The organism is Pedobacter hartonius, from assembly GCF_900107535.1.
Taxonomy (GTDB): domain Bacteria; phylum Bacteroidota; class Bacteroidia; order Sphingobacteriales; family Sphingobacteriaceae; genus Pedobacter; species Pedobacter hartonius.
In genome coordinates this window covers 28,650-54,649 of sequence record NZ_FNRA01000004.1, presented here as the reverse complement: position 1 = coordinate 54,649, position 26,000 = coordinate 28,650, and the positions used below count along the sequence as shown (strand labels likewise).

Annotated in this window: 23 protein-coding genes and 1 tRNA gene; 8 read left to right on the top strand and 16 right to left on the bottom strand. The window is 42.3% G+C overall.

Annotated elements, in window-relative coordinates:
- Positions 1–7: 7 nt before the first annotated feature.
- From BLW16_RS08740 to BLW16_RS08730, 3 genes are all read right to left on the bottom strand, one after another.
- Positions 8–1,162: a prolipoprotein diacylglyceryl transferase gene (locus tag BLW16_RS08740; RefSeq protein ID WP_090556210.1), complete on the bottom strand. Its 1,155-nt coding sequence runs from the start codon at positions 1,160–1,162 to the stop codon at positions 8–10.
- 29 nt (positions 1,163–1,191) lie between these two features.
- The gene (gene mtaB / locus BLW16_RS08735) at positions 1,192–2,511 is read right to left on the bottom strand and encodes a tRNA (N(6)-L-threonylcarbamoyladenosine(37)-C(2))-methylthiotransferase MtaB (RefSeq protein ID WP_090556209.1); all 1,320 of its coding nucleotides are present in this window, start codon (positions 2,509–2,511) and stop codon (positions 1,192–1,194) included.
- 126 nt (positions 2,512–2,637) lie between these two features.
- A complete protein-coding gene (locus BLW16_RS08730) occupies positions 2,638–3,210 on the bottom strand; it encodes a UbiX family flavin prenyltransferase (protein WP_090556208.1) in 573 nt (190 codons plus the stop codon).
- Between the two features lie 408 nt (positions 3,211–3,618).
- Between BLW16_RS08730 and BLW16_RS08720 the strand changes: the two genes are divergently transcribed.
- Positions 3,619–3,694 (top strand) — tRNA-His (locus tag BLW16_RS08720).
- An 83-nt stretch (positions 3,695–3,777) separates the two neighbouring features.
- Positions 3,778–4,251, top strand: coding sequence for a ribonuclease HI (rnhA, locus tag BLW16_RS08715; protein ID WP_090556206.1), 474 nt, complete (start codon positions 3,778–3,780; stop codon positions 4,249–4,251).
- An 11-nt stretch (positions 4,252–4,262) separates the two neighbouring features.
- Here rnhA and fbp read toward each other — a convergent pair whose 3' ends face one another.
- The 7 genes from fbp to BLW16_RS23860 form a co-directional block, all read right to left on the bottom strand.
- Positions 4,263–5,291, bottom strand: a complete 1,029-nt coding sequence (gene fbp / locus BLW16_RS08710; RefSeq protein ID WP_090556205.1) for a class 1 fructose-bisphosphatase — start codon at positions 5,289–5,291, stop codon at positions 4,263–4,265.
- 24 nt (positions 5,292–5,315) lie between these two features.
- Positions 5,316–5,807, bottom strand: a complete 492-nt coding sequence (locus BLW16_RS08705) for a metallophosphoesterase family protein (protein ID WP_090556204.1) — start codon at positions 5,805–5,807, stop codon at positions 5,316–5,318.
- A gap of 16 nt (positions 5,808–5,823) precedes the next feature.
- Positions 5,824–6,531 (bottom strand): tRNA1(Val) (adenine(37)-N6)-methyltransferase, encoded by a 708-nt coding sequence (locus BLW16_RS08700; protein WP_090556203.1) that lies wholly within the window; start codon positions 6,529–6,531, stop codon positions 5,824–5,826.
- 1 nt (position 6,532) lies between these two features.
- The gene (gene gloA2 / locus BLW16_RS08695) at positions 6,533–6,916 is read right to left on the bottom strand and encodes an SMU1112c/YaeR family gloxylase I-like metalloprotein (protein WP_090556202.1); all 384 of its coding nucleotides are present in this window, start codon (positions 6,914–6,916) and stop codon (positions 6,533–6,535) included.
- A gap of 68 nt (positions 6,917–6,984) precedes the next feature.
- Complete coding sequence (locus BLW16_RS08690; RefSeq protein WP_090556201.1) at positions 6,985–7,245, bottom strand: energy transducer TonB; 261 nt, start codon at positions 7,243–7,245, stop codon at positions 6,985–6,987.
- A 66-nt stretch (positions 7,246–7,311) separates the two neighbouring features.
- A complete protein-coding gene (locus BLW16_RS08685) occupies positions 7,312–7,680 on the bottom strand; it encodes a hypothetical protein (RefSeq protein WP_090556200.1) in 369 nt (122 codons plus the stop codon).
- A gap of 2 nt (positions 7,681–7,682) precedes the next feature.
- Entirely contained in the window at positions 7,683–7,814 is a 132-nt protein-coding gene (locus BLW16_RS23860) for a hypothetical protein (protein ID WP_262497156.1), read from the bottom strand.
- A 259-nt stretch (positions 7,815–8,073) separates the two neighbouring features.
- Between BLW16_RS23860 and BLW16_RS08680 the strand changes: the two genes are divergently transcribed.
- Together BLW16_RS08680 and BLW16_RS08675 are read left to right on the top strand one after the other, a co-directional pair.
- Positions 8,074–10,257, top strand: coding sequence for a glutamine synthetase III family protein (locus tag BLW16_RS08680; RefSeq protein WP_090556199.1), 2,184 nt, complete (start codon positions 8,074–8,076; stop codon positions 10,255–10,257).
- A gap of 106 nt (positions 10,258–10,363) precedes the next feature.
- Positions 10,364–11,545, top strand: coding sequence for an AIR synthase related protein (locus tag BLW16_RS08675; RefSeq protein ID WP_090556198.1), 1,182 nt, complete (start codon positions 10,364–10,366; stop codon positions 11,543–11,545).
- 191 nt (positions 11,546–11,736) lie between these two features.
- Here BLW16_RS08675 and BLW16_RS08670 read toward each other — a convergent pair whose 3' ends face one another.
- The 6 genes from BLW16_RS08670 to BLW16_RS08645 form a co-directional block, all read right to left on the bottom strand.
- Positions 11,737–11,994, bottom strand: a complete 258-nt coding sequence (locus BLW16_RS08670) for a hypothetical protein (protein WP_090556197.1) — start codon at positions 11,992–11,994, stop codon at positions 11,737–11,739.
- Between the two features lie 424 nt (positions 11,995–12,418).
- Positions 12,419–15,592, bottom strand: coding sequence for an efflux RND transporter permease subunit (locus tag BLW16_RS08665; RefSeq protein WP_090556196.1), 3,174 nt, complete (start codon positions 15,590–15,592; stop codon positions 12,419–12,421).
- A 22-nt stretch (positions 15,593–15,614) separates the two neighbouring features.
- The gene (locus tag BLW16_RS08660) at positions 15,615–16,778 is read right to left on the bottom strand and encodes an efflux RND transporter periplasmic adaptor subunit (RefSeq protein WP_090556195.1); all 1,164 of its coding nucleotides are present in this window, start codon (positions 16,776–16,778) and stop codon (positions 15,615–15,617) included.
- A gap of 5 nt (positions 16,779–16,783) precedes the next feature.
- On the bottom strand, positions 16,784–18,133 hold the full coding sequence (locus tag BLW16_RS08655) for a TolC family protein (RefSeq protein WP_090556194.1): 1,350 nt from the start codon (positions 18,131–18,133) through the stop codon (positions 16,784–16,786).
- Positions 18,134–18,138: 5 nt separating this feature from the next.
- Complete coding sequence (locus tag BLW16_RS08650) at positions 18,139–18,747, bottom strand: TetR/AcrR family transcriptional regulator (protein WP_090556193.1); 609 nt, start codon at positions 18,745–18,747, stop codon at positions 18,139–18,141.
- A gap of 169 nt (positions 18,748–18,916) precedes the next feature.
- Entirely contained in the window at positions 18,917–22,063 is a 3,147-nt protein-coding gene (locus tag BLW16_RS08645; protein ID WP_090556192.1) for a TonB-dependent receptor, read from the bottom strand.
- Between the two features lie 336 nt (positions 22,064–22,399).
- Here BLW16_RS08645 and lpdA point away from each other — a divergent pair, with 336 nt between their 5' ends.
- The 4 genes from lpdA (at position 22,400) to BLW16_RS08630 (ending at position 25,976) form a co-directional block, all read left to right on the top strand.
- Complete coding sequence (gene lpdA / locus BLW16_RS08640) at positions 22,400–23,788, top strand: dihydrolipoyl dehydrogenase (protein WP_090556191.1); 1,389 nt, start codon at positions 22,400–22,402, stop codon at positions 23,786–23,788.
- A gap of 287 nt (positions 23,789–24,075) precedes the next feature.
- Complete coding sequence (locus BLW16_RS23485; protein WP_217631543.1) at positions 24,076–24,312, top strand: hypothetical protein; 237 nt, start codon at positions 24,076–24,078, stop codon at positions 24,310–24,312.
- The gene (locus BLW16_RS08635) at positions 24,308–25,036 is read left to right on the top strand and encodes an aldo/keto reductase (protein WP_217631549.1); all 729 of its coding nucleotides are present in this window, start codon (positions 24,308–24,310) and stop codon (positions 25,034–25,036) included. The genes BLW16_RS23485 and BLW16_RS08635 overlap by 5 nt, the downstream gene beginning before the upstream one ends.
- A 100-nt stretch (positions 25,037–25,136) precedes the next feature.
- Positions 25,137–25,976 (top strand): MBL fold metallo-hydrolase, encoded by an 840-nt coding sequence (locus BLW16_RS08630; protein ID WP_090556190.1) that lies wholly within the window; start codon positions 25,137–25,139, stop codon positions 25,974–25,976.
- Positions 25,977–26,000 lie beyond the last annotated feature (24 nt).

Sequence of the window (26,000 nt, the reverse complement as noted above, 5' to 3'; positions counted from 1 at the left end):
TTAAAATTTAGTAGTTCGCGTGTTTCTCTTTGTTTTTGATAGAAAACACAACAAGGAGCAGGCCACAAATAAATAATATCGAAGAGATCAGTTCTGCCTGGGTGAAAGCCAGCCCCGCTACATGGTACCTGGTGTTCACGCGGATCAGCTCAACGAAAAAGCGTTCCAGGCCATTCATCATCAGGTAAATGCCAAACATCATTCCCGGAAGTTTAATCTGTTTGCGGATACGCCACAGGATAAGGAACAGGATGAAACAGACGATAACCTCATAAATTGGGGTTGGATATACAGGCAAGGGAAGTACCGAACAAAAACGGCCTGTACAGTCCGGGATAGGTATCCCTTCCATTGCTACGTTGTTAGGGTAAGTATAAGCCCATAGCCAGTCGGGCAACCAGCCAAATGGCTTAGGATGCAGGTTTACAATCCCCCAGTCCCCATCGCCTGACAAATGGCAGCCGATACGGCCTACACTGTAAGCAAGCATCATACCCGGCCCGCCAACATCCAGCATATGCAGTGGCTTGATGCCATTTTTCTTTGCAATGTACAATACTGCCGCTCCACCGCAGATCAGGCCGCCGTAAAAGGTAAGTCCGCTGAAAGACAGTAAACTTCCTATAGGATCTTTTACAAAACTGTCCCAGTGTTCCAGGTTATCAAAGATTTTTGCGCCGAGAAGGCCCCACACTGCAGCCCATACGATCATATGGCCGGTAAGCTCATAGGGATGTTCGGTTACTTCAACCTGTTTGGGCTGGCTGAGCTTAAACTTGCTTTTTTCCTTGTAATCCCAATAGGCAAAGATGGCTGCAAAGAGCAGCCCGCCAAGCAGATTTCCTTTGGAAGAAAGCAGTACTCCCTGCGAATCGCTGACAAATAAGCGGTAATTAAAAAAAGCATAGACCAGCTTATAGCCAATCAGAAAGCCGAATACACCATTAAATAAGATCTCGTTAGTACTGGCCGGTTTGCCAACTGATACGGTTCTTTTGATCGGATGTAACAGGCCTAAAATCTCTTTGCGTCTTAACTCCTCTGTAAATGCCCAGTAACCGGCAACGAAAGCCAGTGCCACAAGCAAGCCAAAAGTATTCAGGGGGAGAGGGATCTGTACCCCGAAAGCATATTCAATAAAATGGGAAACCGTAGGGAACATTTGCGTATTTTTTTTACGCGAATATAGGATTAATGTGCCAAAACTTCTTCAGTTTCCATAACTTCCACTTCGCCCTCCGGGGTCATCTCAATCAGCCTGACTGTTTTAATTTCGTTGACCATTACAGGATCGTATTTCGCTTTGACCTTCACATAGTTTTTGGTAAAGCCGTGCATAAATCCGTTTTTCTGATCGTCTTCAAACAAAACTTCGGCTATGGAGCCCATCTGCGACTGATAAAAGGCCCTTCGTTTCTTATCTGAAAGGATATGCAGCATTTTACTTCTGTCTGCACGTGCGCTTCCTGCAACCACACCAGCCATATCTGCTGCTTCAGTCTGCTCGCGCTCGGAATAAGTAAACACATGGAGATAAGAGATATCCAGTTCATTTAAAAACTGGTAGGTATCCAGGAAATCTTCATGGGTTTCACCCGGAAAACCCACAATTACGTCCACGCCGATACAGCAGTCAGGGATCAGCGCTTTGATCGTAGCCACCCGTTCAGTATACAGTTCCCTGCGGTAACGTCTTTTCATCAGCCCCAGGATCTTGTCAGAACCTGATTGCAGGGGAATATGAAAATGGGGTACAAATCTCTTTGAGCCTGCTACAAAGCTGATGATCTCATTGCTTAACAGGTTAGGTTCGATCGATGAGATACGGATTCTTTCGATTCCCTCTACCTCGTCAAGTGCCTTCACTAGATCAAAGAACTTATCCTCACGCTGCCCGTTACGGATACCAAAATCGCCCAGGTTCACTCCTGTCAGTACAATTTCTTTCACTCCGCTTTCGGCAATCTGTTGTGCCCTGTTCAGCACGTTTTCTATGGTATCGCTTCTGCTGCTACCTCTGGCCAGAGGTATTGTACAATAGGTACAGGGGTAATCACAGCCGTCCTGAACTTTTAGAAAGGTCCGGGTACGGTCACCTATGGAATAGGCCGCTATAAAATTATGGTTAACTTTTTCTATATTTTGCTGATGAACAACAGCTTTCGGCAACTTGGTCAGGTCTGAAATATATTCCACGATACGGAATTTTTCTGCTGCACCCAGCACCATATCCACACCTTCAATCTCAGCGATTTCCGCCGGTTTCAGCTGTGCATAACAACCTACAATAGTAATATACGCATTTGGAGCATATTTAAGTGCCTCTTTTACCACCTTACGGCATTTTTTATCCGCATGTTCCGTAACAGAACAGGTATTGATCACATATACATCGGCAGCGTCGGTAAAATCTACCACGGCATAACCTGCGTCAGTAAAAAGACGGCCAATGGTTGAAGTCTCTGAAAAGTTTAACTTACAACCTAATGTATAAAATGCTACTTTCTTCATTATTATTCAATTGCTGCGGATCCCGTCAGTGCCATTTATTGACCGCATCAGAGGAGCCATCCAAAATGCAAAGATAACCATTTAGATGAGCTTACAGTATAGCAACGATTAGCGGATTGTCAAATTCTATGAATTATTATCATTCCAGCGGTAACTGTCCTGTTCAAGCCCCGCCAGATCGATCACCCTGCTCACCACGGTCTGCGCCACGTCTTCAATAGTTTTGGGAATACTATAAAACGAAGGATTTGCAGGACAAATGATCCCGCCTGCTTCAGTCACCGTTTTCATATTGTTGATATGGATCAGACTGAAAGGTGTATCCCGTACTACGGCGATCAGTTTCCGGCGCTCCTTTAAGATCACGTCAGCAGCCCTTGAGATCAGGTCATTTGATATGCCATGTGCAATCCTTCCCAGCGTTCCCATGGAGCAGGGAATAATAATCATGGTGTCAAATTTAGCGGAGCCGGAAGCGAAGGGTGCATTGAAATCCATTTTCTGATAGAAATCGAAAGGATAGTGATCATAATCACTATTGCCCAGTTCAAAACGCCATACTTCTTTGGCATTGTCCGACATGACCACACCTACCTTCTCAATTTGTGAAGACAGCTGCAGCAAATTATCCATTAATAGTTTAGCATAGACTGAACCGCTGGCACCGGTGATTGATACAATGATTTTCTTCTTATTCATAGGATGGATAAAGATACATAACGTACATAAACAAAAAAGGGCCGAAAATAAATTTTCGGCCCTACATCTACCTATGAAAAACATACCCTTGAAAGGGTAAGCCCAAATGTAATATTCTTTTCGAATAAAACGAAAGTTTGAACATTCTTTTTTAGGTTAATAGTAAATATTTAACATTTAAATGTTAAATCAAGATGAAATGTTGTGCAGGCAAAACATGCGTTTAAATACATATATGCAGACTTATGCCCGTATTTTGCCGCGGCAGACCTCAAACAATATTTTTTTTAAAAATTTATTTAAATGCAAGAACCTGTTTATGAATTGTTTAAAAAAAAAATCAAATTCTTCTTCAAAAAGATTTGTATAGACATATTAAAATTGTACTTTTGTCAAACTGAAAAACATGGTGGTTTTAGCTCAGTTGGTTAGAGCATCGGTTTGTGGTACCGAGGGTCGTGGGTTCGAGCCCCATATTCCACCCAAGTTTTGAAAGCAGCCTGAAACGGCTGCTTTTTTTGTTTAAAGACAAATTTAAAATAAAGGGACCACATCACGGACATAAAAATGATTGAAATTTATACCGACGGCTCAGCAAGCGGCAATCCAGGTCCTGGTGGTTACGGAGTAATTCTCCGATCGGGCAGCCATTACAAAGAACTGAGTGGCGGGTTCCGCATGACCACCAATAACAGGATGGAATTACTGGCCGTAATTGTAGGGCTCAGCAGTATCAAAAAACCAGGAGAGCAGGTTACCATCTATTCAGATTCAAAATATGTAGTAGATTCTGTAGAGAAAAAATGGGTGTTTGGATGGGTAAAAAAAGGATTTCAGGGTAAAAAGAATAAAGATCTGTGGATGCGTTTCCTTGCGGTATATAAACTCCATGATGTGAAGTTTGTATGGATCAAAGGCCATAACAGCCATCCCGAAAACGAACGCTGCGATGTACTTGCAGTAGCGGCCGGCAAACAAAAAAGCAGCCTCGAAATCGATTTTGAATTCGAGGCTGAAAGAAACAGGAGTACTTTATTATAATATGATCACGGTTACAGGTTAATCTCGCCTGCTTCAACCGCAAATTCTGTCATCATTTGTTCGGCCATCCTTACCATTTTCTTTGAACCGATAAAAATAGAGGCCCTCTGGTGCAACTCAACAGGTTCTATTTCCAGGATCCTCTTAAAGCCATCTGAAGCGAAACCACCAGCCTGTTCCACAATAAAAGCCATCGGGTTACATTCATACAACAACCTCAGTTTCCCGTTTGGTGAACTCGCAGTAGTGGGATAGATATAGATACCGCCAAGGATCAGGTTGCGGTGAATATCAGCCACCATAGAGCCGATATATCTCGATGTATAAGGCCTGTTTGTTGAAGCATCATGCACCTGGGCATACTTGATATATTTTTTTACACCTTTCGGAAAATGCACATAGTTCCCTTCATTAATGGAATATATACTGCCGTCTTCCGGCATTTTCATGTCCGGGTGTGACAGGCAGAATTCACCGATAGAGGGATCAAGTGTAAAACCGTTCACCCCTTTACCAGTAGTATAAACCATCATGGTAGATGATCCGTAGATCACATATCCCGCAGCTACCTGCTCTGTGCCTTTTTGCAGCACATCGGCCAGTGTCGCCATTCCTTCAGTAGATTTTCTGCGGTAGATAGAAAAGATAGTACCTACGGCAACATTCACATCAATATTGGAGGAGCCATCCAGCGGGTCTATACAAACAATGTATTTCGCATTTTTTGATACCGGAGAATTTATAGGTACAAATTCATCTTCTTCTTCAGTCGCCACGATACAACACTCTCCCCCACTGGTTAGTGCAGAGATAAATTGCGTATTTGCAAAGATATCCAGTTTTTTCTGTCCTTCTCCCTGGATGTTGATCGTACCTGCCTCTCCGAGAATGTCTACCAGACCGGCTTTGTTCACTTCCCTGTTTACGATCTTGGCCGCGATGCCAATATCCCGCAATAACCTGGAAAGCTCGCCCTTTGCATAAGAGAAATCTGCTTGTTTCTCGATGATGAATTGTCCTAATGTTTTTATCCCCGCCATAATTTACTTAGTGTATTTAATACGTTATCTATTACCTAACTCTATGGCCTCTAATGTATGTATTTTTTCATCTGAAATACAAAAACGAATTAAAGTTTTGACTTTATGCCACCCCGATTTGCCTGCTGCTCCGGGATTTATGTGCAGGCATTGGATTTTCGGATCAAACATCACTTTCAAAATATGTGAATGACCGGTAATAAAAAGTTTTGGTGGCTTATTGTAAATTTCTGCCCTGATGTTAGGGGCATATTTACCCGGATATCCGCCGATATGCGTCATCCAGACATCCACCTCTTCACAGTTAAAACGTAAATGCTCCGGAAATTCGGCCCTGATGAGTTTATCGTCTATATTTCCATAAACACCTTTCAGCGGTTTAAATGCTGCAAGCTTGTCTGCTACATCAGGCCCGAAATCACCGGCATGCCAGATTTCATCGCAGGATTCAAAGTGTTTGAACACTGCATCGTCCAGATAACCATGTGTATCTGATATTAATCCTATTTTCTTCATAACGGTCTTTTTAAAACTAAAATGCAAGGAAGAAATCCTTCAGCAATTGTTTATACTGGTCTGTGTATTGGTCTTTCGCTTTGTATATATAAACATGCTCTTCCTGCAATTGCTGATGCCGGTTAAAGTCCATGCAAATGATCTGCCGGAAGGCAGATTTAGTGTCATCTGAATGAATATGGACAATGCGGGAAGGATAGAGTTTGTATAACACCGCATTTACTGCCAACTTTTCGGCCTGTTTCACCGGCAGGATCATCCAGAGTGCACCTGTGACACTCAACATTGCCGCTGCCTTTCGCAGCAGCAGATCGAAAAAATCCTCATGCGTATGCCGGGCGATTTCTTTACGCTTCTCCACGTTCCTGAGGTCATTGATAAAATATGGGGGATTGGAAACGATAAGATCATATTTTACCTCAGTAGTAAATTTTTCAAACGAAACCGAATATACTTGCATCCTGTCCGCAAAAGGAGAATGCTGAAAGTTTTTATCCGCCGCCGCGGCTGCAGATGCATCTATTTCTACGGCATCTGTCCTGGCATGAATAAAGCGCTGCGCAAGCATCATTGCAATGACACCCGTTCCGGTACCAATATCCAGCAGGTGATGCGGGTGCTCATGAACAGCAATGGCGCCCAAGAGGACGCCATCGGTATTTATTTTCATTGCACAGCCGTCCTGGTTGATCTCAAACTGTTTAAATTTGAAAATGCTTCCCATATCAGGACTGGTAAAGTTCAAGCGGCAAACCATCAGGATCACTAAAAAAAGTGAACTGTTTTCCCGTGTACTCATCAATTCTGATTGCTTCAGTTTTTACTCCTCTGGAGTTCAGCGTAGCGGCTACGGCAGCAACATCGTCTACTTCAAAAGCCAGATGACGCAGTCCGCGGGATTCCGGTCTTGAAGGCCTTACAGGTGGGTTCTCAAAAGAGAAAAGTTCAATCTGGTACAGCCCTCCAACGGAAAGATCCAGCTTATAAGACTTTCTTTCTGCCCTGTAAACTTCCTGCACAACCGTCAGGCCTAATATATTCACATAGAAATCTTTGCTCCGTTCATAATCTGAGCAAATAATGGCAACATGATGGATTCTCTTTAACATACTGCAAAGATAAAAAAAGAGCCGGCAATTGCACCGGCCCCGATCGTAAGCATATTATTCAAATCTATTTACTGGCCGAACATAAAAGACAGCGGCATTGTATAACGTACCCGCACAGGATTGTGATGCTGCATGCCAGGTTTCCATCTTGGCGATTTCCTAATGACGCGCATCGCCTCTTCATCACATCCGGAGCCGATCCCCCTGATGACGGAGACGCCCGATACCGATCCGTCCTTCTCCACTACGAAACTCAGGAATACCTTTCCCTGCACCCCACCTCCTGGGCAGCATCCGGATACCTTAAATTCTGGATAAACTTTGCCCATGCCGCCATTCCCCCTTCAAATTCAGGGTACTTTTCCAGAACTGATGAATCATATAACGAATTGTCCTCAGCCGGAACCCAGGCATTTCCTGTACCGGTTTACCGCAGCAGGTGCAGCGGATTCATGGGTAGCAGCACCGGCCTGGCTCAGCTGGCCGACCACCGCATCTTCCAGGTCTTTAACAGCAGGTGGCGCCTCTTCAATTTCCGGCCGTTCCACTGTGGTTATACGGGAGGGTAATTTCACCGTTTTAAGTTTTTCCTGTGCAGGATCGGCTTTCGGCAGGTCTGTCTTTTCTGCAGGAGGTTTGCGTGTTACGGGCGGAAGGACAGGCGGTTCATCAAAAGTACGTATGGCAACTTCAGTTACGACAGGTTCAGGATAAAGTTTCCTGTAAATACCGGGGCCGGCCAGCAGGATAAACGCCGGGGCCACTATTAAATTGACCTGACGGTAATTGATGACGACTCTGCACGCAGTTTGTACGCGCCATAGGCTTTGTTCCTGTTTTTAAAAACCAGCTCAGTCCAGCTGGTTTTGTAAAGATCTGTTGAAATATTAATGATCATGTTTAGAATTAAGTTCAATCACATGATGTAATAAGTTATTGGATTCCATAACGAAAAAAGATTAAATAGAAGGAGATTTCCGCCCTGATACTACTGTTAACGGTGTATCAGAAGGGATGTAAATTCTGAAATCTGACTAGGGGATAAGTTATGAAACAAAGATTCCCCACCAAAGTTGTAGATATTTGAATTTTTTACATGAAATTGTTGATTATTTAATTATTAAAATTCTATTTTTGGTCAAATTTTAAAGAAACTAATGAAAAGCTTAAGAACAAATGCATTAAAAGAAGCACAAAATAGAGTTTCCCCAGAAGTTGTAGCCCCCTCGGTTAAGATTTCTGAGTTTTTCGGCTCTAATGTGTTCGATAAAAAGAAAATGAAAGATTTCTTGTCGAAAGACGTTTATGAGAAATTAATCTCTGCTATCGAACAAGGGGAATTAATCAATCAGGATGATGCAAACCAGATTGCTACCGCAATGAAACATTGGGCGATGTCTAAAGGTGCAACACATTATACTCACTGGTTTCAGCCGTTGACAGGTTCAACAGCAGAGAAACATGATTCATTTTTTGAGCCAAGCAGTGAAGGTGCAATTGAGAAATTTGCTGGCAGTGCATTAGTACAACAAGAGCCGGATGCTTCAAGTTTCCCGAACGGTGGTATCAGGAATACATTTGAAGCAAGAGGTTATACTGCATGGGATCCCTCCTCACCCGCATTTATTATGGAAAGCAAAGCTGGAAAAACATTATGTATCCCTACAGTATTTGTAGCTTATACAGGCGAAGCCCTGGATTATAAAGCGCCTTTATTGAAGGCATTAAATGCTTTGGATAAAGCAGCTGTTGATGTATGTCAGTATTTTGATAAAGGCATCAGCAAGGTAACTGCTTCTTTAGGTATTGAGCAGGAATATTTCCTGGTAGACCTTGCCTTATTCAACGCCCGTCCTGACCTGGCATTAACAGGCCGTACTTTATTCGGTCATATGTCTGCCAAAGGACAACAACTGGATGACCATTATTTCGGTTCTATCCCTGAACGTGTTTTCACTTTCATGGTTGATTTTGAAAATGAATCACTGAAATTAGGTATTCCCCTGAAAACCCGTCATAACGAAGTTGCGCCATTACAATTTGAATGCGCTCCTATATATGAAGAAATCAATCTTGCAATTGACCACAATCAGTTGTTAATGGATGTGATGGAAAAAGTTGCCCGCAGACATAATTTCAAAGTGTTATTACACGAGAAACCATATGCAGGCATCAATGGTTCAGGTAAACACAACAACTGGTCGCTGATCACTGATACCGGTAAAAACTTACTGGCTCCGGGAAAAACACCAAAAAACAACCTGATGTTCCTTGCTTTCTTTGTGAACACCATTAAAGCTGTCCATGAGCATGCAGATCTTTTAAGAGCAAGTATTGCTTCGGTAAGTAATGATCACCGTTTAGGTGCAAACGAAGCGCCGCCGGCGATCATCTCTATTTTCTTAGGTCAGCAGTTAAACGAAGTGTTAGATGAAATCGAGCACTCACGCATCAGCAAAAAGATCAAAGAAGACAACGCTTTGTGGTTAGGTATCCCTAAAATCCCGCAAATCCTGTTAGACAATACTGACCGTAACCGTACTTCACCGTTTGCCTTTACAGGTAACAAATTTGAATTGCGTGCGGTAGGTTCATCTGCAAACTCTTCAGCTCCTATGACTGTGCTGAACACAATCATGGCAGATCAGCTGATCAAATTCAAAATTGATGTAGATAAACTGATCAAAAAAGGAGAGAAAAAAGATATCGCTCTGCTAACTGTGATCAAAAAATATATTAAAGAATCTAAAGATATCCGTTTTGAAGGAAATGGTTACAGCCAGGAATGGGAAGATGAAGCTGCTAAACGTGGTTTGGCCAACATCAAAACTACTCCCGTAGCCTTAGATGCCTATATCTCTGATAAATCAACTGAATTATTTGAGAAAAACAACGTCTTCAGCAAACGTGAACTACATGCCCGTCATGAGATCCTTTTAGAAAGCTATTACAAAAAACTTCAGATCGAAGCCAGGGTAATGGGTGAAGTAGCAAACACAATGATCATTCCTGCAGCTATCGCTTACCAGAATGAACTGTTGCTAAACGCAAAAAGCCTGAAAGAAGTTGGCTTGGGTAAAGAAGCATTGGAAACTCCTCTTTCTATCATCAACAAGTTATCTGAACATCTTGCTGTTGTTAAAAACAGCATTGATGCCATGCTTGAAGAGCGTAAAACTGCTAACGGCGTTGAAGATCACAGAGAAAAAGCGATCGCTTACGATCTGCATGTGAAATCTCATTTCGATACGATTCGTTACCATGCTGATAAACTGGAACAAATGGTTGACGACAGTGTTTGGCCGTTGCCTAAATTCAGAGAATTATTATTTTTAAAATAGAATATGCTGATCTAATGAATTGTAACCTCTGCCCTTAAAAAGCAGAGGTTATTTTTTTTACGCCTGAATCGTCTACATTCATGCGTTTCCCTATCTTTGCAGCAATATGAGTGATAACCGGTACAACCAGCGTGGCGTTTCTGCCTCGAAAGAAGATGTGCACCAAGCCATCAAAAACATAGATAAAGGTATTTTCCCACAGGCATTTTGTAAGATAATCCCTGATATCCTGGGCAATGATGATGCTTTTTGTAATATTATGCATGCTGATGGTGCAGGCACCAAATCCTCTCTGGCTTATGTATACTGGAAAGAAACCGGCGACATTTCTGTCTGGAAAGGGATTGCGCAGGACGCCATCATCATGAACCTGGATGACCTGATCTGTGTAGGTGCAACTGACCATATCCTTTTATCCTCTACGATTGGCAGGAATAAGAACCTGATCACCGGGGAAGTAATTGCCGCCGTGATCAACGGAACTGAAGAAATCCTCGCAGAACTGCGTGAGATGGGGATATCAATATATTCCACTGGCGGCGAGACTGCCGATGTAGGCGATCTTGTGCGTACGATTATCGTAGACTCTACCGTTACCTGCCGGATCAAACGTGAAGATATTATCAGTAACCACCATATTCAGCCGGGAGATGTCATTGTTGGCCTTTCTTCATCAGGTCAGGCAACTTATGAACAGGAATACAATGGCGGAATGGGTTCCAACGGACTCACCTCTGCACGCCATGATGTATTTGATAAATCTGTAGCAAACAGCTATCCTGAAAGTTTCGATCCCGCTGTACCTTTTAGTCTGGTTTTCTCCGGCGGTAAGAAACTGACCGATAAAATCAGGATTGATGAAAACACAGAGATCACGATCGGAAAACTGGTATTATCCCCTACCCGTACTTATGCTCCGGTCATCAAAGAAGTACTGGAGAAACACAGAAAACAGATCCATGGGCTGGTTCATTGCAGTGGCGGCGCACAAACTAAGGTGCTTCACTTCATCAACAACGACATTCATGTGATTAAAGATAATCTGTTCCCTGTTCCACCGCTTTTTGAGCTGATACAGGAACAATCAGGAACGGAATGGGAGGAAATGTATAAGGTATTTAATATGGGCCACAGAATGGAGCTTTATGTGCCTCAGGAGATTGCCGGAGATATCATTGCCATCTCCAAAAGCTTCAATATCGATGCGCAGATCATCGGAAGAGTTGAATCTGCCGGCAAAAAACAAGTTACCATCATTAGCGAAAAAGGAAACTTCAACTACGAATAGTACGCTCCGGGTATTGCCCGTGTATTGTTTTGTGCTGAACCTACTTTTATAGGTACTTGACAGGGTGTTGGAAGCAAAAAAAACCTTTCAACGCCCTATCAGGGATAATCCAACGACGTTCCAACAACGCAGCAATATAAAGCAATACACAAACAATATATTTTTGAATACCGGAGCCCGAAAGCCATTTCTTAGTTCAGCTTATCATGCCGGGCAAGTAGTAATTCCTCTACGTACGAAACAGGTGTCTCAGCAAAATCCGCAGCCTGTTCAGTTGAGAACCCCAGTTTTGCGATCAAATTAAGTACTTCTTTTTCCTTGGCTTTTCTCAGACCAGTTTCCTGGCCTTTTTCCAAACCCTGCTGCAAACCTTTTTCTAAACCTTCTTGCAAATCTTGCTCTGTTGCATCTCTTTTCCAGATTTCTATTAATTGTTCTTCTATTTTCATACTAACATTATTACCAAAAGTTAATAATTTTACTTCATTATCAAATTTAGTATTATAATCATTATTTTCAAATAAATATATAAAAGCGAAGAAAGTAAAGCAGCGCTTCGATTTTTTCTTTTGGGATTTTTTTCGAGATGAATAACCTCAGCAATTTTCTTTTATAGAAGTCGCAGATCACGTTCTCCATCATCATCTGCATTTCCCAGCATCAGCGCCGCTTTCGCCGCAATCACCGCTAACGCAAAAGGATTACTATCTGCAACTAACTTTTCTTCATTCTGATTCGCTATCTTAGCCCCAACTTATTACAGTTATGCCATTACGTGGTTAAATATTTTTAAATAAACAAAACAGCCGCAACATATAAACATATGATGCGGCTGTTTCTTTACAGACGAAGCAAATCGTCCTTTTTGAATGACTAATCTGCGTGTAAGGTATCCTCGTGGTCTTCAGGTTTGTAATTCGCCTGCAGTTCTGCAAGTTTTTTCTTACCGTAAGCCAGTTTGGTAATCAGTACAAACAGTACCGGAACAATGAACAATGCTAAGATTGTTGCCGAAAGCATACCTGCAGCCACTGTCCAGCCAATTGTCTGACGTGATACCGCACCTGCGCCTGTAGAGATGATCAGTGGAATAACCCCCAGGATAAACGCGAGTGAAGTCATCACGATCGGGCGCAACCTCAGCTTAACAGCCTCAATAGTTGCAGCAATCAGTTCCATCCCCCAGTCAACACGCTCTTTCGCAAACTCTACAATCAGAATCGCGTTTTTCGCGGAAAGACCAATCAGGGTAATCAAACCAACCTGTGCATAGATATTGTTATCCAGCTTCGGAAGGAAGATCAGCGCAAGGATTGCACCGAATAAACCAAGCGGTACTGCCAACAGGATCGAGAACGGTACCGACCAGCTTTCGTACAATGCTGCAAGCAGCAGGAATACAAAGACAACGATCAGTCCGAAGATCAGCGTTGTACTGTTACCAGCTTCAGTTTCTTCCAAACTTAGTCCGGAGAAATTAAAGATATATCCTGGTGGAAGTGTTTGTGCCGCTACTTCGCGCAAGGCCTGCAATGCATCACCAGAACTTCTTCCGGGTTTTGCAGATCCGCTGACCTCTATTGATCGGAACAGGTTATAGTGATTGATAATCGCGGCATTTTCTGCAATTGTAGAAGTAACAAGTGTATTGATCGGAACCGGAGTACCCTTGTTGTTCTTCACATACAATTTATCCATGTCCTGGATACTGCTTCTGAAATTTGTGTCCGCCTGTGTGACTACCCTGAAACTACGGCCGTACTTGGTAAAGTCGTTGACATAGCTACTACCCAGATAAGCTGAGATCGTACTGTATACATCACCAATTGAAACACCCATTTTCTTTGCCTTATCACGGTCTACATGAAACTTGTAGTTTGGTGTTCTGGCGTTAAACAGCGTATACGCCATTCCAATCTCAGGACGCTGCTTCGCAGCTGCAAGGAACTTGCCTACTACGGCTTCAAACTTCTTGATATCACCGGTCTGCTGTTCCTGAATTTGCAGGGTAAAACCACCGCTGATACCTAAACCTGGTATTGGAGGCGGTGTTACCGCAATTAAACTACCTTCTTTATCACCTGCAAACATTCTTGAAACGTCTGTTAATACACTTTGGATATCATTATCACGCTCATCCCAGTTTTTTAGCTGAACGAAGAACGTACCGGCATTCGATTTGAACGACCTGTTCAGAATGTTGATACCATTGATCGCCGAGATATTCTGTACTTCAGGGTGTTTCTTCTGGATACTGTCAGTAATCCTGTCCATGAAATGGTCAGTTCTGGCTGATGATGAACCCTCAGGAAGTGTAACCCCCATGATGAAGATACCCGCATCTTCCGTTGGAATAAATCCTGAAGGTTTCTTAATGAAAAGCCCCACGGTACCTACATAGATACACGCCAGGATAATCATCACCAATGGTGCTTTTTTAAGCGCCCATTTTACGCCGTTGGAATATTTATTGGTAACCTTAGCAAACCAGGTATTAAATTTAAAGAAGAATTTGTTCAGTCCTCTGCTTTCCTCAGAAAGGTGCATCGGCTTTAACAGCAATGAACATAGTGCAGGAGTAAGCGATAGTGCGATAAAGGCAGATAACAATACCGAAACCGCAATTGTGATCGCAAATTGCTGATAAAGCAGTCCAACCAATCCGGGGATAAAGCCTACCGGGACAAACACCGCAGCCAGGATCAATGCAATCGCAATTACCGGAGCGGTAATATCTGCCATTGCCTTACGTGTTGCATCAGGTGCAGAAAGCCCTTCATGGTCCATATAATGCTGGACGGCCTCAACCACAACAATCGCATCATCCACCACGATACCAATCGCTAGTACAAAACCAAACATCGTCAGTACGTTGATGGAGAAGCCCAGCAGGGTAAAGAAAATAAAAGTACCAATGATGGATACAGGAATGGCCAGTACAGGAATCAGGGTAGCCCTCCAGCTTTGCAGGAAGAAGAATACCACAATCGTTACCAGGATCAGTGCTTCTACTAAAGTATGTACCACCTCACTGATGGATACCTTAACAATGGATACAGTCTCGTAACCTACTACAAAGTCCAGATCTTTTGGGAAGTTCTTTTTAAGCTCGGCCATTGTCTTTTCGATACCATCGGCCGTTTCCACAGCGTTACCACCAGGAGTTTGGTTAATTGCCAGCAGGGAAGCTACTTTACCGTTTACCTTAGAGGTAGTCGGATAAGCAAATTCACCCAGCTCTACCCTTGCTACATCTTTCAGATAAACAGGTGAACCATCTGTACCGGTTTTAATCACGATATTTCTAAATTGCTCTTCAGTGTTTAAGTCACCGTCCATTACCACGGAGAACTCGAATGTCTGTGCACTGCTCTGAGGCCTTCCGCCTATACTACCACCGGGAATACGTGTGTTTTGTTCGTTGATGGCAGCAGAAACGTCAGCCGGGGTTAATCCCAGTCTGCTCATTTTGCTGGCATCAAGCCATACACGCATACTAAAGGGCTGACCAAAGGCCTGTACATCACCCACACCTTTGATACGTAAAAGCGCATCTTTGATATATAAATTGATATAGTTGGAGATAAACTTCTGGTCGTATGTACCTTTTGGAGAGTACAAATCGATTACCATGAGGATGTCATTGTTCGCTTTTTTGGTTGTAATACCCAAACGCCTCACCGCTTCAGGCAAACCTGGCTCAGCAATACCTACCCTGTTCTGAACATCCAGCGCAGCAATATCGACATTGCTCCCTACATCAAATGTAACGGTAATTGCCGAACGTCCGTCAGACGTACTGTTGGATTGCAGGTACTTCATTCCCGGCGTACCGTTGATCTGACTTTCCACCTGTGTGGTTACTGTTTGCTCCACAGTCTGGGCATCCGCGCCTGTATAGGTACCGGTAACTGTAACTGTTGGCGGGGCAATACTTGGGTACTGACTGATCGGCAATGTGGTGATCACAATAGTCCCGATCAGTACGATTAAGATGGAGATGACGATTGCCGTGACCGGGCGCCTTATAAATACTTCTGATATCATATGCTTGAAAATCTTTTAATAACTATTTTTTTGCTGGTGCTGCTGCGCCGGCTGTCTGATTTGCTTCTTCAGGAGATACTGCTTTTACCACAGCTCCCGGTCTAACATTCTGTACACCATCAACTACAATCACTTCCCCTACTTTCAGTCCGCTTTTGATGACGATGTTCTGTTCAACCTGTTTTCCAACTTTGATTACTCTTGGAACAGCTTTGCTGCTATCACCAACGACAATTACGTTGAACTCGCCCAACTGCTCAGTTACAGCTTTATAAGGTATTACTACCTGGTTACCAATTTCTTTATTTAAGGCACGCAGGTTTACGTTCATTCCTGAAACAAGGTTGCCGCCTTCATTAGGATAACTGATCCTCACTTTGATCGTACCTGTAGTTGGATCAACCGCACGGTCGATCGCAACAATTCTTCCACGGCGTTTGTAAACACTTTTATCCGGCATCTCGATGCTGAACAGTGAATCCTTAACGGCAGAAGTACTTTTTTGTAATGCTATAAAACGTGGGATTTCAGCCTGTGTAACAGAGATATCAACAGCAATCGGGTCGTTTGTAGATACGGTGTTTAAAAGCGTATTTCCTGCAGTAGCTAAAGCCCCAAGTTTTACCTGTGAAATACCAATGGTTCCCGTTAAAGGTGAAACAATAACGGAACGCTGATAATCGTTTGCAGAAGAAGCAAGATTCGCTTGTGCTGCTGCAACCTGAGATTCGGCATTTGCCAGATCTGTCAGTGCGTAATCCACACGTTGCTTGGCCACAGCTTCCTGTGCAGCAAGTTTTGTATAACGGTCGGCATCTTTTTTTGCTTTATCGCGGTTTGCCTTTGCTACAGCTACATCTGCTTTTGCAGAGTTGTAAGCTGCAAGATATTTTGTACGGTCAATTTCATATAATTTCTGACCTTTGGTTACTTTCTGACCATCTTTAATATAGATCGCAGTAATATAACCTCCCACCTGCGGGCGCAGTTCAACCTCGTTTAAGGCGACAACAATACCCGGATAGGTGTCGGTAGTTGTTACAGGCTGTTCCGCTACGGTATAGGTACTTACAGGAGTAGCCGGAGGCGGTCCCTGCTGCTGGGCAGATTTATCTCCGCCACCGCAGGATGCCAAGGCGATAGAACCAAGAATTGCAATGCTTAATTTTATGTAATGTGTGTTCATGTCTGTTATGGATTAACTGTTATAGTACCTAATGCTTGTTTTACGTCGAGTTTTGATGAAAGAAGATTGTATAATGAATTTAAGTAATTGATCTGCGCTGTACGAAGATCAGTTTCTGCAGTCATCAGGTCCAGATAGGTCTTGATACCTTCATCATACTGAAGTTTCATGGTATTGTATACCTGTCTGGAAAGATCAACATTAGACCTGTTGGTATTCAAGTCATTGCGGTTGGCTTTATATGTTGCCATCGCCTGCTCATACTGCGTATTGATCTGATTTTTCGAATTTTGCAGATCCAGGTCTATCCTGCTTTCCTGTAATTTCGATCTTCTGATTTCCTGCGTACGTTTACCACCAAGAAAGATGGGAACAGTCAGTTTTAAACCCACAATGGAACCAGGGTAATTGGTATCATATAATCCGTTGATCGTAGCATTCTGATAGTTGAAACTGTAATTATAGAAACCAGACAGTGTAGGCAAATAAGCCAGCTTGTTATAACTGGTGTTAATCCTTTGCAATTCACGCTGGGTTTGCAGCAAACGATATTCTACACGGTTCTGATAGGTCATCATCTGCGTTGTGTCCACATCGATTTCCTTTTCCATTGCATTTGTCTCATAGGACAGGCCAAAGTCCTTATCAGCACTATATCCTATCAGTTCTCTTAAGTAAGCATATTTATATTTCAGCAGTTCTTCAGTTCTTTTTCTGTCTGCCCTGGAGTTACTGAGACTGATTTGCGCCCTTTGAAAATCTGTCTTATCTACCAGCCCGGCCTCGTATTGTGAACTTGCGTCCTTCAGCTGTTTCTCTAAACGCGCAATATTTTCAGCGATAATGTTGAGTTGCTCTTTACTGGTCAGAACATCATAAAAAGCTTTACTCACGTCAACTATGGTGTTGATCTTCGTATTCTCTGTATTTTGTTTGTACTGCTGTCTGAAATACTTTGCAGTTCTGGAGGCCTGGATCAGTCCGGCATTTAGAATTTGCTGATCTGCCTGTAATACAAACGATGATGTATTTTTGGCACCTACGGTAATCAGGGATTGCTGTCCATTGTTTGTTAATACAGACGTTTGCTGTTTAAAATTATGGTTAGCTGTTCCTGTTCCGTTGATCTGCGGTAACCAACCCGATAACGCTGATTTGATTTCCGTTTCGCCAATTTCTTCATCGATTACTGACTGTTTCACACCGGGCCTGTTACCAAGGGCATAATCAATACATTCCTGAAGTGTTGCATTGTTTAATGTTGGCTGCTCTTTGACGGTTGTCTGTGCATACATTGCCCCTGGCAGGAGAAGCGGTATGCAGAAGAACATTGTTAGTAGATTGTAAGATTTCATATATATTAAGGGTATTGAATGTGCTGTAAATTTTGCCTTTTGATTCCGTCCCAGACAATATTGATGACTTCAATCAGGTCTTCTTTGGAAAACACGATGTGCTCAGATAACTGGAAATTTGCTGCGGCGACTAATGTACCTTTCACTGTAGGTGCTAATAAACGAGGGTCAATATTCCTGAAGTAAGCATTTTCTATGCCATAATTGAAAAACGTATGTACCTTATCTATAAATAGCTGGCTCTCTTTTTCAGGGTAGTTTTTTGCAAACGGAGAATTGACATATTGCTCCAGGAAGACCAGTGCATCGGGATTCTCAATGTAAAAATTGTACTGATTGATCATCAGATTAAAAAAGCGGTCTTTATAAGGCAGTTTTTTGTCATCATAAACTAAAATAGCTTTTGCCAGTCTGTCTTTAACGTGGATATACAATTCCACAATCAGCGTTTCTTTGGAATCGAAATAATGGTATATCGTTCCTGCCGCTACTCCCGCATGTTTTGCAATCATGCTCATAGGCGTTCCATGGAAGCCATACTCTTTAATCAGAGCGAGTGTACTCTTTAAGACGGCCTCTCTTTTTCCGTAGTTATCTTCTAATTGAACGTTCATTCGGTTACAAATAAACAGAAAATTTATTTAGGGAAATCTTGTTAAGCCTAATATGACAAAAAAGTGATGCATGTAACAAATCTGTTAAGAAGGCTTAAACACCTGGTAGAGAGGCACACAAAAAAGGCCACCCGATTAAGGATGGCCTTTAAAATTCAATTAAGCTAACTTAGTTGAAGAGATATCTTATACCAAGTTGCCCCTGCCATCTTGAGGCAAAAGGAACAACCGAATAAGCCGTAGGAGTAGATGGTTTTCTAAAAGTGTAAGATCCGCCATTAGCAGTAAGGTAATTCACTAAAGTAGAAGCATTATTACCCAGAGAGTAAAGATGGCCCCAGTCTTTGTTTAACAGGTTACCAATGTTAATGATATCAAATGAGATCTGAAGTGTGTTTTTAGAACCTTTAAAGATCGTACCGATATCCTGCATCAGTCTTAAGTCAAACTGGTGTTCCCATGGCATTCTTGCACCATTACGTTCAGTATACTGTCCTCTCAGTTTTTTCAGGTAAGGATCACTTTCAATGAAAGCATTTAAGTCAGCCCATTGCTGATCTACAGTTAAAGCAGGAAGAGATCCTGACGCTGCGAGAGGCGAAAGCCTGATCTCACTCTGGTTACGCGGAACATATAAAAGATCATTCCCGTTAGCCCCATCATTGTTCAGGTCACCATTATATAAATAAGTAAATGGCGTACCAGATTTACCTACATAAACCAATGAAATTGTTGTACCGGAAGATTTTTGTTTACCATAATAGATCGAGTAGTTTAAGCTACCTACGATCCTGTGACGTACATCAAAGTTAGAAATCGCTAAAGGAGCATCATTTGGTCCTGTAGTAGTTTGTACAAAGTTGGTATTCGACGATGCAGTACTGCTGGTACCTGAATTCACATCATGTGACTGCCCGTAAGTATAGGCAATCGTACTGTATAAACCAAAGTCAAACCCTTTTTTCAGTTCTGCAGTCAGGTTATATGAACTACCTTTACTGGTATTGTCTAAATAGAATGCATTCGTAAATGTTGAATTTACTTTATTGCCGCTGTAATTAAACAGGGGACGTGTATCATTACCACCAGTTAAGGCTGCAGGGATTGTTGCAGTAGCCGGTTTTAAGTTGATGTTGCTATAAATAATGTTATTCACTGTTTTCGAGTAAATAGCTTCTAAAGTACCCAATACTCCGCCCGGAAGTTTTACATCCAATGCGATGTTGCTTCTCCAGGTTTGAGGTAATTTAAGATTTTTGTTGATCAGATTGACCTCATAAGTAGTAACGCTACCACCTGCAGCCTGTTGATTGGCCGGATCAGGAATAAATGTTCCTGTGCTGTTTGTAGCATTTACGGCACCAGTAACTACCCCATTGTTGGTAAATCCGTTAGATAACCATACAAAAGGTGCGCGGCTTGTCAGTAAAGCAAAACCTCCGCGCAGCTGGATAGATCTTGTACCTGTCAGGTCCCAGTTGAATCCTACACGTGGTGAAACCAATATACGTCTTTGCGGAGTTTGGTCAGTGCGGTTATTCGGGAAAGCTACAGGTACCAGCGGATTTGCCGGTGGGGTATCAAAAATCATTGGGACATCAGCTCTTAAACCAGCGGTTAATTTGAAGCCTGTGAACGCTTCAATCTCATCCTGGAAATAGAATCCTAATTGTGCAGCATCAAAGGCAGCTGCTGGTTTATTATCACCGGGTACAACTGAATACGTAGCAGCTGCAGTTACCGGCTTAGCGGTTCCTCCTAAAAAGTCTGCAAGGTTATTATATGCATAACTTCCTGCATAGTTATTTAAAAACACATTTTTGAATTTAAAAAATTCATTGTGCGTACCTACAGTAAAAGTATGTTTACCTGCGAAGATCTTGAAGTTATCAGAAAATTCAAAAACATCCTGGTTCAGAGAGTTAGCTGTGGAGCTAGCCTCTGATCCTACAACAGCCGATGCGCCACCTAAAAAGCCGTTAATTCTGATTTGAGGAAAAAGCTGTCCAACTGCATCTCTGCTGTCTCTGATTCTTGAATAACCTATGATCAGGTTATTTGATAATGTTTCAGAGATCTGGCTTCTTAATTCGAGAACTGAGTTGTTCTGCTCGTTATTAAACTTATAAGCATTATTACCGAAACGGAATGCAGTTGCACTTCTGGAAATGTTATCATCAGAAGCCTTGATATAATTGTGACGTATGGTCAACTGATTTTTAGAGTTGATGTTCCAGTCAATACGTGCAAAAATCTTGTCACTTTTTGTTTCAGCATCAATTGCATCGATCGAGCCACCTTCATAACCGTATCTTGTTCTCAGGGTATTTAAAATAGTGTTTGCATCAGCAACAGTCAAAACAGAACCAGCATCACCGGCATTGAATGTGGTTGGTGCTGTGTTCTTGGTCTTTTCAGCATTCACAAAAATGAACAATTTGTTCTTTATGATTGGGGCACCAATTCTGAAACCGTAAGTTGAGTTGGTAAAATCACCAGCTTTTTGATTGACATCACCAACTTTCTTACCTGTCAGATTTTCATTTCTGGTTAAGAAATAAGCAGATCCTTCAACCCTGTTTGTTCCTGAACGGGTAACAGCGTTAACGCCACCACCGGCAAAGTTCCCGTTAGATACATCATATGGAGATAGTACCACCTGGATCTCCTGGATCGCATCCAGTGATATTGGCTGTGTACCAGCCTGGCCACCCGGTGCACCGTTAGCGGCTAAACCAAATACGTCATTGTTTACAGCACCGTCAATAGAGATACTGTTAAACCTGTTATTTGTTCCTGCAAATGAATTACCGTTTGCCTGAGGTGTTAAACGTGTAAAGTCCTGGATTGAACGTGAAATTGAGGGTAATTTTTCCAGCTGTTCTTTACTGATGTTGGTAGCGGCACCAATACGTTTACTGTTAAATGTTTTATCCGCTTTACCAGCAACAACAACTTCCTCCAACTGATTTCCATCATCATTTAGTGTAGCATTAAATGCGTAACTATCTCCTAATTTAAGGAAAATGCCTTCAGATTTATAAGCCTGGTAACCGATGAAAGTAACTTCAACTGTATAAGGACCACCCGAACGCATGTTTGTAATGGTGAAACGGCCATCTGCTGATGTAGTAGTGGTGTATGCAGTACCGGTTGGAACGTGTGTAGCGCGTACGCTTGCACCAGGAAGAGCACCTTTGGTCTCTTTAATAACTCCTGACATGGTAGATGTAGTAACCTGCGCATTTGCGGAGAAGATTATCCCGGCAAAAGCGAAAATGAGGACTACTAATTTAAATAGTAGAGTTTTCTTCATACTTTTTGAAGTAAATATTATAAGTAATGTGCAATGCGCACCCAAATAGTTAATTGGCAGCAAAAATATATAATAAAAAATCAAAACATCCGTTCGCAATGTTAAGAAATCATTAAGTAGGCGCATTATTTTTCCACATTTAACAATAATAACACAACCTTAACCAGCAGTTGAGCAGTTATTTGTTTAAAAGAATAAAAACGAGTCTACTGTTAGCCTCAGCGCAGGGTCATCCTGCTTGTAAAGAAAAGCGAAGTACAGCAATCTTATTCGCAGGTTTAACGAACATTTTTTTTAATTTTGGGCTTTACTTAGTTAATTCCCATTTAAAAAGATATGAACTACGATGTAATTATAATAGGCAGCGGTCCCGGCGGATACGTTGCTGCAATCAGAGCGTCACAGTTGGGTTTAAAGACTGCAATTGTAGAGCGTGAATCATTAGGTGGAATCTGCCTGAACTGGGGCTGTATTCCAACCAAGGCATTATTGAAAAGCGCACAGGTATTTGATTATATCAATCACTCTGCTGATTATGGTATTACAACTGCCGGAGCTGATGTAGATTTTGCTGCAGTGATCAAACGCAGCCGTGGTGTAGCCGACGGAATGAGTAAAGGCGTTCAATTCTTAATGAAGAAAAATAAGATTGACGTGATCATGGGTACTGGTAAAGTTAAACCAGGAAACAAGGTAGAGGTTAAAGGCGCTGATGGTTCTACACAGGAACATACAGCAAAAAATATTATTGTAGCAACAGGCGGCCGTTCAAAAGAATTGCCAAGTGTAAAACAGGACGGCAAGAAAATCATCGGTTACAGACAGGCAATGGTTTTACCGGAACTGCCTAAGTCTATGCTGGTAGTAGGCTCTGGCGCTATCGGTGTAGAATTTGCATATTTCTATGCTACAATGGGTACAAAAGTTACCGTGGTGGAATTTCTGGATAACATCGTTCCTGTAGAAGATGAAGATATCTCCAAACAATTATTACGCAGTTTCAAAAAGGTAGGCATCGAAGTGATGACCTCTTCAAGTGTGGAATCTGTAGACACTTCAGGAAGCGGATGTAAAGTGCAGGTGAAAACTGCTGCCGGTATGCAAACAATTGAGTGTGACATCGTACTTTCTGCCGCTGGTGTAGTTGCTAACCTCGAAAATATAGGTTTGGAAGAAACCGGTATTAAAACCGAAAAAGGAAAAGTTGTTGTAGATGAGTTTTACAATACCTCAGTAAAAGGTTATTATGCCATCGGCGATATCGTTAGCGGACAAGCCCTGGCCCACGTTGCCTCTGCTGAAGGAATTATCTGTGTAGAGAAAATCGCAGGCCAAAACCCTGAGCCACTGGACTACAACAATATCCCGGGATGTACCTACTGTACTCCGGAAATTGCTTCCGTGGGGTATACAGAAAAAGCTGCCAGAGCTGCAGGTTATGAGTTAAAGATCGGAAAATTCCCATTCTCAGCTTCAGGTAAAGCGAGTGCTGCCGGTGCGAAAGATGGTTTTGTTAAACTGGTCTTTGATGCAAAATACGGAGAACTGTTAGGTGCACACATGATCGGTTTTAACGTGACTGAGATGATCGCTGAGATCGTTGTTGCCCGTAAGTTAGAAACTACAGGTCATGAAATTATCAAATCCGTACACCCGCACCCTACAATGAGTGAGGCGATTATGGAAGCTGCTGCCGATGCATACGGAGAAGTAATTCACCTGTAGGCTACATACAGCAAATAAAATCATCTTAAAGAGACCGTTTCATAAGTAATTATGAAACGGTCTCTTCATTTATAACCTGCACAAGTCCTTCTCAGAACTTTTGACTTCAATTTGGAATTATATAATTTCCGCAGGCTAAAGGTTATTGAAGATCACCATAAAGGCCAGCAATTCTTACCATGAAATAATATCTTTTAAGTAAAATATTTTAATTAAAATAGTTATAAATCTATTAATAACATACTTAGTTTACCTGTTATTTCAATTACTCATTTAAGATTTTTATTATGGTAACACCAGAAGAGCAAGATAAAAGTTATGAAAAAAGCGCCGGAAAGGATGCTGTCAGACAGCCAGTAAATGGAATGTCCTCAAATGGCCACGATGCAAGATCAATTACGCCTGAGGGGGATTCACTCAGACTTGGTCATCAAGACGTAGCCCGCCTTGGATATGGCGCGATGCAATTGGAGCAGTATAAGGCGATCCAACTAAAGCTATTGCTATTCTCCAACGGGCATTGACCTTGGCGTAAATCATATTGATACAGCAGAATTTTATGGAAATGGGGTTGTTAACAGCATGATCAATAAAGTATTGAAAACAAACACCAACATATTTTTAGCAAGTAAAATAGGTGCCGACCCAAATCCAAATGGCAAGATTCCGATTAAACTTGCACAGCGTCCTGAAGATCTTCGCAAAAGCATCGAAAATAATCTTAGGAGTCTGGGACTTGACGCTGGCCCAAGTATGGTATCCCCTGAGGGAAATCAGGTAGTTGATATTGACGATCAAATGGCCACAATGATAGATTTTCGCAATGAAGGAAAAATTGGCGCAATTGGCTTAAGCGGAGTAACCTTAGACGTGTTTAAACGGGCAGTCCCGGCAGAAATAGCAGCGGTACAAAATGTATATAGTCTTATCAGCCGGGAATTTGAGCGCCTGCTGGTTGCTTGTTCGGATCATAAAGTCGCCTGGATACCTTTCTTTCCATTTGGAGGAAATGTACCGGGCTGGCCTAAAGTTTCGGAACATCAGGAAGTCATTAAGATTGCCCAACGGTTGTCGCTTACGCCATCGCAGGTAGGACTTTCCTGGTTGCTTCAACATGCTCCGAACATTTTCCTGATACCAGAAACCGCAAATATCGAACATCTCCAGGAAAATATTAATGTCAGCTCTATAGTACTTGACGATACGGCAATAGCAAATCTGAATGACCTTGCAGGAATTTCAAATTAGGGTTGGTAAAACCGTTCCCTACCTGATACCCACAAAAAGGCATCCCTTATTTTATTGATAAGACGGCTTTTTTTTTATTTTTACGCAAAACCAATCCTGCATGATCTTACACACGATAGAAACCGGACTTTTTAAACTTGACGGAGGCGCCATGTTTGGCGTGGTACCCAAATCCATATGGCAAAAAACCAATCCGGCAGATGCCAATAATATGTGTACCTGGGCAATGCGCTGCCTGCTGGTTGAAGAGGGCAACCGCCTGATCCTTATCGATACCGGTATAGGCAATAAACTGGGGGAAAAGATGCTCAGCCATCTATATCTTCATGGGGATGACACGCTGGAAAAATCACTGGCCGCAAAAGGTTTCAGCACCGATGACATTACCGATGTGTTTCTTACACACCTGCATTTCGATCATGTAGGTGGTGCAATCATGCGCCAGGGCGATCAGCTTGTGCCGGCATTCAAAAATGCTGCCTACTGGAGTAATGAAAAACACTGGGACTGGGCGGTACATCCAAACGTCAGGGAAAAACCATCTTTTCTGAGTGAAAACATCCTTCCTCTCCAGGAAAGCGGACAGCTAAAATTCATCGAAACCCGGCAGCAAACAGAATTCTTACCTGATTTTAATGTGCGTTTTGCCTTTGGCCATACAGATGCCATGATGCTACCGCAGTTGAAATACAAAGGACATACTGTTGTTTACGCCGCGGACCTGCTTCCTTCTACCGGACACATTCCTCTACCCTACGTAATGGCATACGATATGTTTCCCCTGCAAACACTAAAAGAAAAAAAGGAATTCCTTGAAGAAGCTGCAGCCGGCGAATATGTTCTTTATCTGGAACATGATGCTCTGAATGAATGCTGTACCGTGCAGCAAACAGAAAAAGGCATCAAACTGAAAAATATCTTCAAATTGTCAGATTTATAATAACCCATATTTATTCCCAACTTT

Coding starts and splice junctions, on each gene's coding strand:
- BLW16_RS08740 (WP_090556210.1), bottom strand. CDS start 1,162: ATGTTCCCTACGGTTTCCCATTTTATTGAATATGCTTTCGGGGTACAG.
- mtaB (WP_090556209.1), bottom strand. CDS start 2,511: ATGAAGAAAGTAGCATTTTATACATTAGGTTGTAAGTTAAACTTTTCA.
- BLW16_RS08730 (WP_090556208.1), bottom strand. CDS start 3,210: ATGAATAAGAAGAAAATCATTGTATCAATCACCGGTGCCAGCGGTTCA.
- rnhA (WP_090556206.1), top strand. CDS start 3,778: ATGATTGAAATTTATACCGACGGCTCAGCAAGCGGCAATCCAGGTCCT.
- fbp (WP_090556205.1), bottom strand. CDS start 5,291: ATGGCGGGGATAAAAACATTAGGACAATTCATCATCGAGAAACAAGCA.
- BLW16_RS08705 (WP_090556204.1), bottom strand. CDS start 5,807: ATGAAGAAAATAGGATTAATATCAGATACACATGGTTATCTGGACGAT.
- BLW16_RS08700 (WP_090556203.1), bottom strand. CDS start 6,531: ATGGGAAGCATTTTCAAATTTAAACAGTTTGAGATCAACCAGGACGGC.
- gloA2 (WP_090556202.1), bottom strand. CDS start 6,916: ATGTTAAAGAGAATCCATCATGTTGCCATTATTTGCTCAGATTATGAA.
- BLW16_RS08690 (WP_090556201.1), bottom strand. CDS start 7,245: ATGGGCAAAGTTTATCCAGAATTTAAGGTATCCGGATGCTGCCCAGGA.
- BLW16_RS23860 (WP_262497156.1), bottom strand. CDS start 7,814: ATGATCATTAATATTTCAACAGATCTTTACAAAACCAGCTGGACTGAG.
- BLW16_RS08680 (WP_090556199.1), top strand. CDS start 8,074: ATGAAAAGCTTAAGAACAAATGCATTAAAAGAAGCACAAAATAGAGTT.
- BLW16_RS08675 (WP_090556198.1), top strand. CDS start 10,364: ATGAGTGATAACCGGTACAACCAGCGTGGCGTTTCTGCCTCGAAAGAA.
- BLW16_RS08670 (WP_090556197.1), bottom strand. CDS start 11,994: ATGAAAATAGAAGAACAATTAATAGAAATCTGGAAAAGAGATGCAACA.
- BLW16_RS08665 (WP_090556196.1), bottom strand. CDS start 15,592: ATGATATCAGAAGTATTTATAAGGCGCCCGGTCACGGCAATCGTCATC.
- BLW16_RS08660 (WP_090556195.1), bottom strand. CDS start 16,778: ATGAACACACATTACATAAAATTAAGCATTGCAATTCTTGGTTCTATC.
- BLW16_RS08655 (WP_090556194.1), bottom strand. CDS start 18,133: ATGAAATCTTACAATCTACTAACAATGTTCTTCTGCATACCGCTTCTC.
- BLW16_RS08650 (WP_090556193.1), bottom strand. CDS start 18,747: ATGAACGTTCAATTAGAAGATAACTACGGAAAAAGAGAGGCCGTCTTA.
- BLW16_RS08645 (WP_090556192.1), bottom strand. CDS start 22,063: ATGAAGAAAACTCTACTATTTAAATTAGTAGTCCTCATTTTCGCTTTT.
- lpdA (WP_090556191.1), top strand. CDS start 22,400: ATGAACTACGATGTAATTATAATAGGCAGCGGTCCCGGCGGATACGTT.
- BLW16_RS23485 (WP_217631543.1), top strand. CDS start 24,076: ATGGTAACACCAGAAGAGCAAGATAAAAGTTATGAAAAAAGCGCCGGA.
- BLW16_RS08630 (WP_090556190.1), top strand. CDS start 25,137: ATGATCTTACACACGATAGAAACCGGACTTTTTAAACTTGACGGAGGC.